14 protein-coding genes are annotated in these 14,096 nt (G+C 59.5%); 10 read left to right on the top strand and 4 right to left on the bottom strand.

Annotated elements, in window-relative coordinates:
- The first annotated feature begins 143 nt into the window (after nucleotides 1-143).
- From zapE to ABEA58_RS02485, 9 genes are all read left to right on the top strand, one after another.
- Nucleotides 144-1,262 (top strand): cell division protein ZapE, encoded by a 1,119-nt coding sequence (gene zapE, locus ABEA58_RS02525; protein WP_345548557.1) that lies wholly within the window; start codon nucleotides 144-146, stop codon nucleotides 1,260-1,262.
- A 203-nt stretch (nucleotides 1,263-1,465) separates the two neighbouring features.
- Nucleotides 1,466-1,894 carry a 50S ribosomal protein L13 gene (rplM, locus tag ABEA58_RS02520; protein ID WP_345548556.1) on the top strand — a complete coding sequence of 143 codons (429 nt, stop codon included), beginning with the start codon at nucleotides 1,466-1,468 and terminating at the stop codon, nucleotides 1,892-1,894.
- A gap of 14 nt (nucleotides 1,895-1,908) precedes the next feature.
- Nucleotides 1,909-2,301 carry a 30S ribosomal protein S9 gene (gene rpsI, locus ABEA58_RS02515; protein WP_345548554.1) on the top strand — a complete coding sequence of 131 codons (393 nt, stop codon included), beginning with the start codon at nucleotides 1,909-1,911 and terminating at the stop codon, nucleotides 2,299-2,301.
- A 316-nt stretch (nucleotides 2,302-2,617) separates the two neighbouring features.
- Nucleotides 2,618-3,217: a ubiquinol-cytochrome c reductase iron-sulfur subunit gene (petA, locus tag ABEA58_RS02510; RefSeq protein ID WP_345548553.1), complete on the top strand. Its 600-nt coding sequence runs from the start codon at nucleotides 2,618-2,620 to the stop codon at nucleotides 3,215-3,217.
- Entirely contained in the window at nucleotides 3,214-5,415 is a 2,202-nt protein-coding gene (locus tag ABEA58_RS02505) for a ubiquinol-cytochrome c reductase (protein WP_345548551.1), read from the top strand. The genes petA and ABEA58_RS02505 overlap by 4 nt, the downstream gene beginning before the upstream one ends.
- Before the next feature lie 113 nt (nucleotides 5,416-5,528).
- Nucleotides 5,529-6,155, top strand: coding sequence for a glutathione S-transferase N-terminal domain-containing protein (locus tag ABEA58_RS02500; protein ID WP_345548549.1), 627 nt, complete (start codon nucleotides 5,529-5,531; stop codon nucleotides 6,153-6,155).
- Between the two features lie 26 nt (nucleotides 6,156-6,181).
- A complete protein-coding gene (locus ABEA58_RS02495) occupies nucleotides 6,182-6,577 on the top strand; it encodes a ClpXP protease specificity-enhancing factor (RefSeq protein ID WP_345548801.1) in 396 nt (131 codons plus the stop codon).
- 128 nt (nucleotides 6,578-6,705) lie between these two features.
- On the top strand, nucleotides 6,706-7,899 hold the full coding sequence (locus ABEA58_RS02490) for a GGDEF domain-containing protein (protein ID WP_345548547.1): 1,194 nt from the start codon (nucleotides 6,706-6,708) through the stop codon (nucleotides 7,897-7,899).
- Between the two features lie 111 nt (nucleotides 7,900-8,010).
- Nucleotides 8,011-8,628: a Yip1 family protein gene (locus ABEA58_RS02485; RefSeq protein WP_345548545.1), complete on the top strand. Its 618-nt coding sequence runs from the start codon at nucleotides 8,011-8,013 to the stop codon at nucleotides 8,626-8,628.
- A 164-nt stretch (nucleotides 8,629-8,792) separates the two neighbouring features.
- Here the strand turns inward: ABEA58_RS02485 and ABEA58_RS02480 are convergent, their stop codons facing one another.
- Entirely contained in the window at nucleotides 8,793-10,766 is a 1,974-nt protein-coding gene (locus tag ABEA58_RS02480) for a M48 family metallopeptidase (RefSeq protein WP_345548543.1), read from the bottom strand.
- Between the two features lie 11 nt (nucleotides 10,767-10,777).
- Nucleotides 10,778-11,374, bottom strand: coding sequence for a LemA family protein (locus tag ABEA58_RS02475; protein ID WP_345548542.1), 597 nt, complete (start codon nucleotides 11,372-11,374; stop codon nucleotides 10,778-10,780).
- Between the two features lie 233 nt (nucleotides 11,375-11,607).
- Here ABEA58_RS02475 and ABEA58_RS02470 point away from each other — a divergent pair, with 233 nt between their 5' ends.
- Nucleotides 11,608-12,798, top strand: a complete 1,191-nt coding sequence (locus ABEA58_RS02470) for an acetyl-CoA C-acyltransferase (RefSeq protein ID WP_345548540.1) — start codon at nucleotides 11,608-11,610, stop codon at nucleotides 12,796-12,798.
- Nucleotides 12,799-12,904: 106 nt separating this feature from the next.
- Here the strand turns inward: ABEA58_RS02470 and ABEA58_RS02465 are convergent, their stop codons facing one another.
- Nucleotides 12,905-13,495: a BON domain-containing protein gene (locus ABEA58_RS02465; RefSeq protein WP_345548539.1), complete on the bottom strand. Its 591-nt coding sequence runs from the start codon at nucleotides 13,493-13,495 to the stop codon at nucleotides 12,905-12,907.
- A 3-nt stretch (nucleotides 13,496-13,498) separates the two neighbouring features.
- On the bottom strand, nucleotides 13,499-14,089 hold the full coding sequence (locus ABEA58_RS02460; protein ID WP_345548537.1) for an SIS domain-containing protein: 591 nt from the start codon (nucleotides 14,087-14,089) through the stop codon (nucleotides 13,499-13,501).
- Between the last annotated feature and the right edge of the window lie 7 nt (nucleotides 14,090-14,096).

Here is a 14,096-nt window from a genome sequence, read left to right as displayed (position 1 = left end):
GCCGGTGCGGGTGCGGTGGCCATTTTTCCGCAGGGCTGGGCCAATGGGCCTGCGCTGGCAGCTGCATGGTGGTGCTGGTCTGCTTTGTGGCTTATTTGGTAGAGTGCGCACCACTCAACCTGTGAGCAATCGAAACCCCGGTTATGCAGTCGCCTCTTTTCTCTCTTTCTCCTATGCAGCGCTACCAGCGCGATCTTCAGCGCCCGGAGTTTATTGCCGATCCGTCACAGGAGGCGGCGGTGGCGGAGCTTGAAGATCTGTACCGGCGCCTCCTGCGCGATGGGGTCAGCGTTGGTCTATGGGGCCGGCTGCGCAAGCTTTGGAAGGGCGCGCCGGAGCCGGAGCTGGGGCTTTACTTCTGGGGTGGTGTCGGGCGGGGCAAGACCTACCTGATGGATGCTTTTTACGAATCGCTACCTTTCGAGCAGAAGTACCGCACGCACTTTCACCGTTTTATGCGTGAAGTGCACCGTGAACTGAAGTCCCTTGCCGGCGAGAAAAACCCGCTGCAACTGGTGGCCGAGCGCATCGCCCGCAAGACGCGGGTGCTGTGTTTCGATGAGTTCTTCGTGTCAGACATCACTGACGCCATGATTCTGGCCACATTGCTCGATGGCCTGTTTCAGCGCGGCGTAACGCTGGTGGCGACCTCTAATATTGTGCCCGAGGGACTCTATCGGGACGGGCTGCAGCGCGCTCGCTTTCTGCCCGCCATCGAGCTGCTGAAACGCCACACCAAGGTGGTGAATGTGGATGGCGGTGTCGATTACCGCCTGCGCGCCCTTGAGAAGGCGGAGCTCTACCACAGTCCGCTGGATGAGGCGGCGGGCCGCAGTCTGGAGCGGAGTTTCAGCGCGCTGACCGTCGAGGGTGCCGAGGTGCGTGAGCGGGTCGGGCTCGAAATCGAAGGGCGCACCATTACCGCCGTGCGCGAGGCGGACGATGTGGCCTGGTTTGAGTTTTCCGAGCTGTGCGACGGCCCGCGCTCGCAGAACGATTACATCGAGCTGGCGCGGGAATATCACACCGTGTTACTGGCCAATGTGCCCCAGTTTGACGAGCGTATGGATAGTCAGGCGCGCCGCTTCATTAATCTGGTGGATGAGTTTTATGACCGCTGTGTCAAGCTGATCATCTCGGCGCAAGTGCCCGCTGAGGAGCTCTACCGGGCGCGTCACCTGTCGTTTGAGTTCCAGCGCACAGTGAGCCGGCTGCTGGAGATGCAGTCCAGGGAGTATCTGGCTCGGCCTCATCGGCCCTAGTTCCGCTCGTTCCTATCCTTATCGGTTTCCCTCGGCTTGGATAAGGGGCAGGAGCGGGTGTGAACAGGGGCCCTGTGTCAGTCTCGCAGTTGGTTGAAAATTGAGCCTAAACTGCTTGAAATGGCAGGGGCGCTTATGTAGTATTCGCGCTCTTTTTGTGGGACGGCCTCCATTCCGGAGGCTCAATGCAGGTGTTTTATAACATGAAGACATACAGTGCCAAGCCGGAAGCGGTAAAACGCGACTGGTTCATTGTCGACGCTGCGGACAAGACTCTCGGCCGTATTTCCGCCGAGATCGCTCACCGTCTGCGCGGCAAGCACAAGCCTGAATATACGCCCCACGTGGACACTGGTGATTACGTGATCGTAATCAACGCAGCAAAGGTCCGCGTGACCGGCAATAAGGCCAAAGACAAGATCTACCACAGCCACTCCGGCTACCCCGGTGGTCTGAAGTCAATCAGCTTTGAAAAGCTGATTGAGAAGGCGCCCGAGCGCACCATTCAGAGCGCCGTGAAAGGCATGCTGCCGAAGGGTCCGTTGGGTCGTGCCATGTTCAAGAAGCTGAAAGTCTACAGCGGCAGTGAACATCCTCATGCGGCACAACAGCCGACTGAACTGGCGATCTAAACGGGAAGAATCTCATGGCAACAACTCAATACTACGGTACCGGCCGCCGCAAAACCTCCACCGCTCGCGTATTCATCGCGGCGGGTGAGGGCAAGATTACTGTGAACGGTCGCAGTCTGGACCAGTACTTCGGCCGTGAAGTGGCTCGCATGATCGTGCGTCAGCCGCTGGAAAAGGTCGACATGGTCGAAAAGTTTGACATCAACGTCACTGTCAAAGGTGGTGGTTCCTTCGGTCAGGCGGGTGCAATCCGTCACGGCCTGACCCGCGCCCTGATGCAGTATGACGAGGCGCTGCGCCAGCCGCTGCGCGCCGAGGGTTACGTAACCCGCGACGCCCGCGCTGTGGAGCGTAAGAAGGTCGGTCTGCGCAAAGCGCGCAAGAAGCCACAGTTCTCCAAGCGTTAATTCGCTTATCTGCTTGCAAAATTGCAAAGCCCGGCACTTGCCGGGCTTTTTTATGTCCGCGAGACTCGGTCGCTGTGTGGCATATGGCGTCGCGCTGCCGGTTCGGTTTGCGTTCTCGTCATTTAGCCGCCGGATTACTGGTCTTCCGCCGGGGTTCGCCTTGTATCAATTTGGCATTTTCTTTAACATTGCGCGGATTTGTATCCGCTTGATTTCTGGGGTTTCTTGGCGTCGGCGACATGCCGGCGGCGCCTCGTTTCGGGACATTTTTTGGGTTTGGGCCAGCGAATTTTCGCTGTGATGGGAGATATACGTCATGAGTGATGACGGTGTAAACGTAGGTCGGCGCCGGTTTCTGACGGCCGCCACCTCGGTAGTTGGTGGCGTTGGTGCCGTGGGGGTAGCTGTCCCCTTCGTCAAATCCTGGAATCCGAGTGCAAAGGCCAAGGCGGCCGGCGCGCCGGTAAAGTTTAATGTCAGCAAGATGGAGTCCGGCCAGATGGTCACCGTAGAGTGGCGCGGCAAGCCGGTCTATGTTGTGCGCCGTTCTGAAGAGACGCTGCAGAATCTCGAGCGGGTTACCCCCGAGCTGCGCGACCCCAATTCCGAGGAATCTATTCAGCCGCCGTATGTGAACCCACAGAACCGCTCGATCAAGCCGCACCTGCTGGTGTTGGTGGGCCTCTGTACGCACCTGGGCTGTGCGCCTATGTACCGCCCCGAGGTGGGTGCTGCCGATTTGGGTGGCGATGACTGGTTTGGCGGTTTCTTCTGCCCCTGCCACGGCTCCAAGTACGATATGGCTGGCCGTGTCTACACGGGTGTTCCTGCACCTACCAACATGGATGTACCGCCATACTCCTATGAAGGCGACGACATCATTGTAATTGGCGTAAATCCGGAGGGCAGCGCATGAACTGGCTAACCGCACTGGGTGACTGGGTCGATCAGCGCCTGCCGATTTATCGTGCGTGGGACACGCACATGGGCAAGTACTACGCGCCCAAGAACTTCAATGTCTGGTACTTCTTCGGCGTTCTGTCGATGGTGGTGCTGGTCAACCAGCTGCTCACCGGTATCTGGCTGGTGATGAGTTTCAATCCGTCGGCAGATGGCGCCTTTGCCTCTGTCGAATACATCATGCGCGATGTTGAGTGGGGCTGGCTGATCCGCTATCTGCACTCCACCGGCGCCTCCGCCTTCTTTGTGGTGGTGTATCTGCATATGTTCCGCGGACTGATGTACGGTTCGTACAAGCCGCCGCGCGAGCTGGTGTGGATTTTCGGTATGTGCATCTACCTGGTGCTGATGGCAGAGGCCTTTATGGGTTACGTGCTGCCATGGGGACAGATGTCTTACTGGGGCGCACAGGTGATCGTATCCCTGTTCGGTGCCATCCCTGGCATTGGAGAGGACCTGGTGCAGTGGATTCGCGGTGACTACCTGATTTCCGGTATTACCCTGACCCGCTTCTTCTCCCTGCACGTGATTGCCCTGCCGCTGGTGCTGGTGCTGCTGGTTGTGCTGCACATCCTCGCCCTGCACGAAGTGGGTTCCAACAACCCCGACGGCATTGAAATCAAGAAGCACAAGGATGAGAACGGTGTGCCCCTGGACGGTGTGCCTTTCCACCCTTACTACACCGTTCACGACCTGGTGGGTATCGCGGTATTCCTGTTCATCTTCTGCGTTGTTGTGTTCTTCTTCCCTGAAATGGGCGGCTTCTTCCTGGAATACGCCAACTTCGAAGAGGCCAACCCGCTGAAGACCCCGCCGCATATTGCGCCGGTATGGTATTTCACACCCTTCTACGCGATTCTGCGTGCGGTGACGATTGACATTGGCCCGCTGACCGCCAAGTTCCTCGGACTGGTGGCCATGGGTGCGGCCATCGCGATCCTGTTCGTGCTGCCGTGGCTGGATAAGAGCCCGGTGCGTTCGATTCGTTACAAGGGCGTGCTGCCGAAGGTTCTATTGCTGTTGTTTGCGGCAATGTTCATCGTGCTCGGTTATCTGGGTGTCAAATCCCCGACTGCGGGCCGTAACTTCCTGGCTCAGGTAGCGACTCTGTTCTACTTCGCCTACTTCATCACCATGCCGATCTGGACCAACCCGCAAGAGCGCAAGGGCGCCCTCTCCTGGGTGGTGAGCGTTATCTTCGGCGTGCTGTTCCTATGGATGGCCGTGGCCAACTTCAGTGCCAGCCTGTTCGTGGGCCTGATGAGCCTGGTGATGGCGGTATTCTTCGCCGCGCTGCCATGGCTGACCAGCCGCGACTATGTCAAGCAGCCGCCTGAGCGTGTTACCAGCCCATCCGGCGAGAAGAGCTTTGGCATCCTGTTTGGCGGCATCATCATTGTCGGCTTGCTGGCATTCCTACCCATCAAGGCGGTTGCCGCGGGCGCTGAAGTCGAGCTCGACACCATCAATATCGACCTGCAGAACAAGCCTTCCCTGCAGAATGGTGCCAAGTATTTCGTCAACTACTGCATGGGCTGTCACAGCGCCAACTTTTCCCGCTGGGGCCGTGTGGCCACAGACCTGGGGATTCCTAACGAGCTGATGATGGAGCACCTGGTACTGGGTGACGACAAGATCGGCGACCTGATGGAAATCTCCATGCGCCCGGAAGACTCCAAGGTGTGGTTTGGTGCCGCGCCAGTGGACCTGACCCTGGCGGCCCGCGCGCGCTCTCCGGAATGGCTCTACACTTATCTGCGCAGTTTTTACAAGGATGACAGCCGCCCGACCGGTGTAAACAACAAGGTATTCCCGAATGTGGGTATGCCGCACGTGTTGATGGAGCTGCAGGGCCTGGCCGAGTGTGCGCCGGGGCCGAAGAAGGAGCACGGCCATGTGGTTCGTGACGAGCTGGGCAACCCGATCATGGACGCCGATTGCGGCAGCCTTGAAGTTGGCAGCGTCAAGGGCTCCATGAGCGAGGCCGAGTTCGACCAGGCGGTGTACGACCTGGTGAACTTCCTCGAGTACATCGCCGAGCCGGTGGCTGAAGAACGCAAGCGCGTAGGCTTCTTCGTTCTGGCTTTCATCCTGGTGTTCTTCGTCTTTGCCTGGCTGCTCAACCGCGAGTACTGGAAAGACATCAAGCACTGAGGTTGCTTCGGACTTCTGATTCCGGGGGTGGTGGACTCGCTCTACCACCCTTTTTGTATTTAAGCTCGATCGCCGGCAACACCGCCGGCCTCCAATCTTGAGGTAGTTACAACATGGGTGTGCCGACCAACAAGCGCTCCTCAATGACCTTCTTCTCCGATGGTCGCAGTCATCTCAGTCACCGCGTGCGTATCGTCCTGGCGGAAAAGGGCGTATCTGTCGATATCATTGATGTAGATCCCGACAACAAGCCCGCGGAACTCGCTGACCTCAACCCCTACAACTCCCTGCCGACTCTGGTGGATCGGGACCTGGTCCTGTTTGAAACCAAGGTGATGATGGAGTATCTGGACGAGCGTTTCCCGCATCCCCCACTGCTGCCGGTCTACCCGGTTGCCCGTGCCCAGAGCCGGCAGATCATGTACCGCATCGAGCGCGACTGGTGTCCGCTGGTGGATAAGATCCTGGCCGGTGGTAAAGACGCTGCCGCCGCCCGCAAGGAGCTGCGTGACAGCTTCGTGGGTCTGGCGCCGATGTTCACGGACCTGCCGTTCTTCTTCAACGAGGAATTCTCCCTGGTCGACTGTTGCATGGCCCCCCTGTTGTGGCGGCTGGAGCAGTTTGAGATAGCGCTGCCCAAGACCAAGCAGGCCAAGCCGCTGCTGGATTACATGGATCGCCTGTTCAGCCGCGAATCCTTCCAGCAAAGCCTGACCGAATATGAGCGCGAGATGCGCTGAGGGGAGAAGGTTTGAGTAAACCGGAGATGACTTCCAACCGCCCGTATATCCTGCGGGCGTTCTATGAGTGGATTACCGACAACCGGTGCACTCCGTATATTCTCGTTGATACCCATTTGCCCGGTGTGCTGGTGCCCCAGCAACACGTCAACGAGGATGGGCAGATCGTGCTCAATATTTCCGAGAGCGCTGTAGTCGGCCTCAATATGGATAATTACGCGATACGCTTTAATGCCCGGTTCGGCGGTGTGCCCACGGACATTCAGGTTCCGGTGGGTGCGGTGGTCGGCATTTACGCGCGGGAGAATGGTCAGGGCATGGTCTTTGAGGCTGAAGAGACCCCGGAGCCACCGGAGCCCACCCCGCCCACCAGCCTGGGAAAAAAATCTTCTAAAAAGCCCGCATTGCGCGTGGTCAAATAATGTCTTTCGGGCGGCCGGTACTCGGTGCCGGCCGCCGCGATGGCTAGCGGGAGCACGGCCAAACCTGCAAAGCGAAGCGGGCGCTGGAATGCCGGCTCCACAGCAAACAGGGACTGTGCATTTTAACTATGATCCTTCTACGCCAACTGTTCCTTCCTGTTCTGCTGTTTTTTCTGGTCGTTGCCCAGTGGCAGCAATGGCTGTCTCTCGATCTTCCCCTCAGTACATTAATCGCTCTCAGCATCAGTGCCTCCGCCCTCGCACTGGGGGTTTTCTTCAAGGCCAGCCGCATTGCCACAGCGGCAATTCTTTTGCTGGCGCTGCTTGTTGGTATGGAGTACTCGCAGTGGTCTCCCTCTGGGGATGAGTTGCGCTTCTGGCTGGCTTTGGGCGCGCTGAATGTCGCGCTGGTTTCACTGACACGGGACCGCAGTCTGTTCAGCCTTTTTGGCCTGGCGCTTTTGCTGCTGTTTGTGGCACAGGCCACCGGTGGCCATTACCTGCTGCAGGGCTGTTGTGGCGATGTGTTGTCCGCGCAGTGGTCGCCCGCTGCAGGGCTGCCCCTTGTCGATGCACTGCTGGGCGATATGCGCTTGTCAGATCTGCTGCTCTGGTCCTCGCTGCTTGCTGCTGTTCTGGCCGTTTTCTGGCACCGGGACCAGGTTAGTATCGGTCTGCTGGGTGCGATTGCCCTTTTGGTCATTGCCTATATCGGAGGGGAGGGTGCCCTGCTGCTGGTAACAACGGCGATCGGGCTGCTGCTGATACTGCTGGTCCTGCGCACAGCTTATGATCTGGCGTTTCTGGATGAGCTGACCGGTATCCCTTCCCGCCGCGCTTATAGCCGCTATCTGCTGACCCTGGGTAGTAAATACACCATCGCGGTTGTCGACATCGACCACTTCAAGAAACTGAACGATACCCATGGGCACCAGGTTGGTGACCAGGCCTTGCGTATGGTGGCGGCGAAGATTGCCCGTTACTGCGGTGGTCGCGCCTTCCGTTATGGTGGTGAGGAGTTTGTGGTGGTTATGCGCGGGGCGAACCGAGAGCGGGCCGAGAAGGCACTGGAGCGCATGCGCAAAAAGATTGCCGATTATCCCATGGGGATTCGCGCGGCCAACCGTCCCAAGAAGGCCGGCGCCAAGGGTCGCAAGAATCGGGGGCAGGGCGGCGGACGCAAAATCCACACAACCGTCAGTGTCGGGCTGGCCATGAGTGGGGCCAAAACCCGCACTCCAGAAGAGGTGCTGGAAGCTGCCGATAAGGCTCTATACCGCGCCAAACGGGGCGGTCGCAATCAGGTATGCGCCGCCTCCTAGCCTGTTGGCCAGCGGATAGGAAAAAGTTGGCGGTCGTTTCTTTTTTTTGATTGGTTAATCGCAGGTGCCCCCCCGATACTGCTAGACAAAGCAGAGAAGGGAGAGAAAAAAATGCGACTACTCAGTCACACTATTGGTATCTTCACCAACCCGGACAAAGAGTGGGAGGCGATTCGGCGCGACAAGCACTCGTTCGCCCAGGTTTTTCTCAGTCACGTGCCGATTCTGGCGCTGATCCCGACCATTTCGGGCTATATTGGCGTCACTCAGGTGGGGTTCAGTATCGGTGACAATGTGGAGAAGTTGACCCCCGGGAGCGCCCTGAGTCTGGCGGCCATGACCTACTTCTGTATGTTGGTCGGAGTTTACCTTTTTGGTGAATTCATCAATTGGATGGCCAAGACCTACAACGTCGAGGGCGATGAGCCCACCCGCCACTATGAGGGCACGGCACTGGCGGTATTCGTCACCACGCCGATTTTCCTGGTCGGTTTTGTCGGCCTTTATCCCAACCTCTGGCTTAACGCTGCGGTAACCATGCTCGCAGCGGGCTACTCAATCTATCTGATCTACGAGGGAATCCCCATCCTGATGAATCTGGATAAGGATCGGGCGTTCCTCTATGCCAGCTCTGTGGTCACCGTGGGTTTGGTGCTGCTGGTGACTGTGCGGATCGGGGCGGTAATCCTCTGGAGCATGGGTATCGGTCCGGTTTACCAGAATACGTGAGTGACGGGCCTGTGGCAGAGCGCGTAGGAGCGTTTTTGTAGGGAAAATTCTTGAGAAAAGTTCAATAAGAATTGCGGGATAGCAAAGACAAAGCCGGCCTTTAGGGCCGGCTTTGTTGTTCTAGGGTCAGGATGCGGTTTATTGGTCGTTGAGCTCGCGCAGCCTCAATGCGCCGATTCCGTGGCCCGCAGCAGAGGCTCGCCGCTGGTCATGTCCGCGCACATTGGTGGCATCGGGCAGTCGAGACTGTCCGCCACAGCCCGCAGCAACTCGATTTCCTCCGCTTGCAGAACGCCATCATGGGCCATGCAGGCGGCCAGCCCCTTCAGCAGGCGCGGCTTTCGCAGCGGCGGCAGGGTGCGGGCGATGGCGATCGCCTTGTCCAGGCGCGGCAGGGTCAGGTCCGTTCGTGCGGGGAGCGGGGCTTTATCCAGGGCGAGGGCCTCCAGCCCTGCGCTGTACGCCCGGTTGGCCTCCAGGTAATCGGTGTGCCCGGCATGCGCAAGAGCGGCCAGCAGGTAGCGGGCGGCATCAGTCTGGGCGCCTTTCTTGGGGCTTAGCCGGTGTTCGTCTGGTCTGCTCTCGATGCCATGCATGGCGACGCGATAAAGCGCCCACTCCCAAAGGTCAATACGGTCATCGCTATGCAGAAGCTTGATCAGGTTGCGCCTGAATACCTGATACTGTTGCGGCACCAGTGCCCGCAGGGCGGGCATACACAGGTCGAGCAGTGGCAGTCGGGCGCTGGCGGGCATGGCGGAGATGGATGCAGAGAGTCGTTTTATCTCCCGGTAAACACCGGGGTGGGCGATTTGCTCAAGCAGGGCAGTCTGCTGTTTTCGAGCCGCTCCATCGCGCTGGCAGAGCAACAGGTAGACGATGGCGCGGGCGGCAAACGGATCGTGTGCCGCTGCGCGCAGGCTCGCTGGGATACTGGCCAGCAAACGCTTGCCCAGCTCGATATGGTCCTGGCCTGGATTGCCAATACTGTTGTCGACTGACGCATTAAGATTCTTCAGGCGCGTGCCCGAAGCCAGGGGTGCGGCAGCCGCAAAAGCGGCCACACGGGCGTCACCAGTTTGCCTGGCCGCTGGCTCAGCGAAGGACTCAGAGGATGCCTCAGTGGATGGAAAGAGTCCGTTCCAACTGGGTTCAAGCCGGCGGATTCGCGCCGGTAGCGGCGGGTGGGTGGCAAACATATTGGTGAGGGATTGCCTCAGCCCGCTGGCAAAATACATATGGCTGAACTCGGCCGCCTGGCTGGAGGCTAGCCGGGAGCCGGTGCTGAGTCCGCCGATTTTTTTCAGCGCACCGGCGATGCCGGCGTTGGTGCGGGTGAATTGCACCGCAGAGGCATCGGCGAGATATTCACGCTGGCGACTGACCGCTGATTTGATCAGGTTGCCGAAGAATGTGCCGGTATAACCGAGCACCATCAGGGCCGCTCCTAAACCCAGCAGTGTCCCGCGACCTCGGTTGTCGCGATTGCCAGAGCTGGAGCCGCCTGCGGCTGCGCGCAGCACCCAGTAGCCCAGCAGGCCAATCACCAGGATGCCGTGCAGTAGGCCCACCAGGCGGATATTGAGCTTCATGTCACCGTTGAAAATATGACTGAACTCGTGGGCGACCACCCCCTGAAGTTCGTCCCGGTTGAGATGTTCGATACAGCCCCGGGTCAGGCCGATGACGGCATCCTGCGGGTTGTGACCGGCGGCGAAGGCATTGATGGAGCTCTCGTCCAGCACATAGACTTCCGGCACCGGAGTGCCGGAGGCGATAGCCATTTCCTCCACCACGTTGAGGGCCCGCTTTTCCGCTTCACTGCGCGGAGCCAGGTTGATTTTGTGGCCGCCGAGCGCTTCCGCTACCGCCCGCCCCCCGGCGGAAAGCTGGTGAAGCTTGTAAATGCTGCCCAGCACAATCACCGAGGCAATCGTCAGCGCGATCATGCCAACGGTGTCCCAGCCCAGCAGAGAGCCAATTTCCAGTGGGTTGAACGGTTGGTCGCTGGCATAAGATACCAGCGCCACGACAGTCAGTGTCGTGATGCCGACCAGCAGCAGTACAGCCAGGAGCAACAGTCCCACAAGCAGGGCACTGTTGCGGCGGGCTCGGTCCTGGTACTCGAAAAAATTCATCGGCGCTTACCCTAGAATTCCACTCGGGGAGCCGCCTGAAACTGCTCCGAGTCGGAAAATTCCAGCAGTCGGGCATCGTTGCGGTGGCCCAAGAAACCGGCGAAAAATACTGGTGGGAAGCTCTGCTTGTAGATGTTGTAGGCGGTCACCGAATCGTTGAACGCCTGTCGGGCGAAAGAAACCTTGTTCTCGGTGCTGGTCAGCTCTTCGGTCAACTGCAGCATATTCTGGTTTGCCTTCAGGTCCGGGTAGGCCTCCATCACCACGTTGAGGCGGCCCAGAGCGCCGGCGAGTGCGCCTTCTGCCTGGCCCAGTTGCGCGATGGCGCTGGGGCTGTCGGGGTGCGCAGCGGCATTCTTGAGCCCGCTCAGGGCAGTATTGCGCGCGCTGATCACCGCTTCCAGAGTCTCGCGCTCGTGTTTCAGGTAGCCTTTGGCGGTGTCGACGAGGTTGGGGATCAGGTCGTAACGGCGCTTGAGCTGAACTTCGATCTGCGCGAAAGCATTTTCGTAGCGGTTTTTCAGGGAGACGAGTTTGTTGTAGACGCCGATCACATAGAAGAGCAGTGCGGCGGACACTACGAGCAAGACGATGGTAGAGGTTTCCATGGTTTTCCTTCTTTGGGTGTGAGGTCCAGGTCGCGAGGCTGGCGGCCTTGTCGTCGGATCATACCACGTGGCCAGTGGCCAGAAATGGCCAGAATCCGGGCTCAGCGAATCTCGCCAAGGTGAATAGCGGAGTGGCGGCAGGCTTCGGGTATAATGCGCCGGGATATAACGATTCAACCCGCCATCGTCGTCACTAAGGAGTGTCTCGCGGGCCAACAAAGGGAGCAGTCAGTATGAGCGAAGTAAATTCAGATCCGGTCGTCATTGTCGGTATTGCCCGAACCCCTATGGGTGCCATGCAGGGAGCGCTGTCCGCTGTCAGTGCGCCGAAGCTGGGCGCGGTGGCGATCAAGGGGGCGCTCGAAGACGCCGGTGTCGCGCCTGCGGATGTGGACGAGGTATTGATGGGCTGCGTACTGCCCGCGGGCGTGGGGCAGGCTCCTGCGCGCCAGGCGGCGCTGGCTGCCGGTCTCCCGCAGGGCACACCGACAAGCACGGTGAACAAGGTGTGCGGCTCCGGTATGAAAACCGTGATGATGGCCCGTGACGCCCTGCTGGCTGGCGATGCCAAGGTGATCGTTGCTGGCGGCATGGAGAGCATGAGCAACGCGCCTTACCTGCTGCCGGATGCCCGCAGCGGCATGCGCCTGGGTCACGGCAAGGTGCTGGACCATATGTTCACCGATGGCCTGGAGAACGCCTACGACGGAAAGTTGATGGGCACTTTCGCCGAGTGCACCGCAGACAAATACAGTTTCAGCCGCGAGGAGCAGGATGCCTTTGCCCTCGAGTCCCTGGCCCGCGCAAGCAGCGCCATCGAAGGCGGCGCTTTTGAGCGCGAGATTGCCCCGGTAACCGTCACCTCCCGTCGGGGTGAGACCGTCGTCTCTGTTGACGAAGGTCCGGGCAGTGCCCGCCCAGACAAGATTCCGCAGCTGAAACCGGCTTTCCGCAAAGATGGCACCGTAACCGCTGCCAACGCCAGCTCCATCTCCGATGGCGCAGCGGCTCTGGTTTTGATGCGCGAGAGCGAGGCCAAGGCGCGGGGTTTGAAGGTGCTGGCGGTTCTGAAGGGCCAGACCCAGTTCGCTCACGAGCCTGAGTGGTTTACAACCGCGCCGGTTGGGGCCATGCAACAGCTGCTGGAGAAGACCGGCTGGAGCGCGGAAGAAGTTGACCTGTTCGAGATCAACGAAGCTTTCGCAGTGGTAACCATGTCGGCCATGAAAGAGCTGGCGCTTCCGCACGAGAAGGTCAATGTGAATGGCGGCGCCTGTGCGCTGGGGCACCCGCTGGGGGCCAGCGGTGCGCGTATTCTCGTCACCCTTTTGGCTGCACTGGAAAAGCGCGGCCTGAAAAAAGGTATCGCCAGCCTCTGCATCGGCGGCGGTGAAGCCACGGCGGTGGCCATCGAGCGGGTCTGATCATTCGTCCCCTCCGCCCATAAAAAACGCAGGCTCAGGCCTGCGTTTTTTATTTCTGCTAACGGACTATTGGCAAGCGGATATAGGCAGCCGGCCGCACAGGCTGTCAGTCGATGTATTCCACCGCCTTGACCACCTTCTGCACGCCGCCGATGCTGCGAGTCGCGTCGGCAGCCTGTTCCGCTTCCGCCCGGGTCAGCAGCCCCATCAGGTAGACGACCCCATTTTCGGTGATCACATTGATACGGCCGCTGTCGATTTCCTTGTTGGCCAGCATGGCCCCGCGGACCTTGGTGGTCAGCCAGGCATCACTGCTGCTGGCGAGCAGAGAGACTTTGCCGCGCACCTGAATTTCGTTGTAAACCTGGCGCACATTCTTCACCTGCTGCGCCGTGCGGCCTGCCAGCAGGCGCAGTTCGTTATTCGACACCTGGCCGGTCAGCAACACCACGCCGTTGTAGACACTGACATTGATATTGGCCGCTTTCAGGTCCGGGTGCGCCTTGTTGATATTGACCATGGCGACCGCCTCGATTTTTTCATCGTCGAGGTAGGTGCCCAGGGAGCGTTCACCGGGATCTTCCTGAATCGGCCCGTCGGTGGTCGCTTCAAGCACGGTTGCACAGCCCCCCAGGGACAGGGAAGCCAGCAAAACCAGCGACAGGAATTTTTTTTCATTGTTAAAAAATAATTTCATTGGTCAGTCCTCGTAGCCACCGAACAAGCTGCTGTCGATCAGGTCGCACAGGCAGAAAATGGTTAACAGGTGCACCTGGTGTACCTCCGCTGCGACTTCAGAGGGAACGCGCAGTTCAATATCGTCCATATCCAGCAGTGCCGCGCAGTCACCGCCATCGCCGCCGGTGAGCGCCAGGATACCCATGTCGCGATCGCGGGCGGCGCGCATGGCCTGTACCAGGTTGGAATCGCGCCCATCGTTGGAGACGATCACCAGCAGGTCGCCGGGCTGGCCCAGTGCCCGCACCGGCCGCGCGAATGACTCGGCCCTGCCGTGGTTGCGCACCACGGTGCCGAGAGAAACCGCGTCGCTGCTCAGTGCTATAGCTGGCAGCGCCGGGCGTTCACGCTGGAAGCCCCCTTGCATCTGCGCGGCGAAACTCTGGGCCAGTGCGCCGCTGACGCCGTTACCGCACAGCAGGAGTTTGTTTTCGCCCAGCAGCGTGTGCACGATCATGTCGCTGGCTTCGGCGATCAGGGGTGCCAATACCTCGCCGGCATTCATGGTTGCCTCGAGGCTGTGGTGAAAAAGGGTGACGACTCTCTGTTCCATTCCCTGC

The sequence above is a fragment of the Microbulbifer aestuariivivens genome, from assembly GCF_039545115.1.
Lineage (GTDB): Bacteria > Pseudomonadota > Gammaproteobacteria > Pseudomonadales > Cellvibrionaceae > Microbulbifer > Microbulbifer aestuariivivens.
The sequence above is the reverse complement of the archived record's forward strand: the minus strand, read 5'-3'. Positions and strand labels throughout refer to the sequence as shown.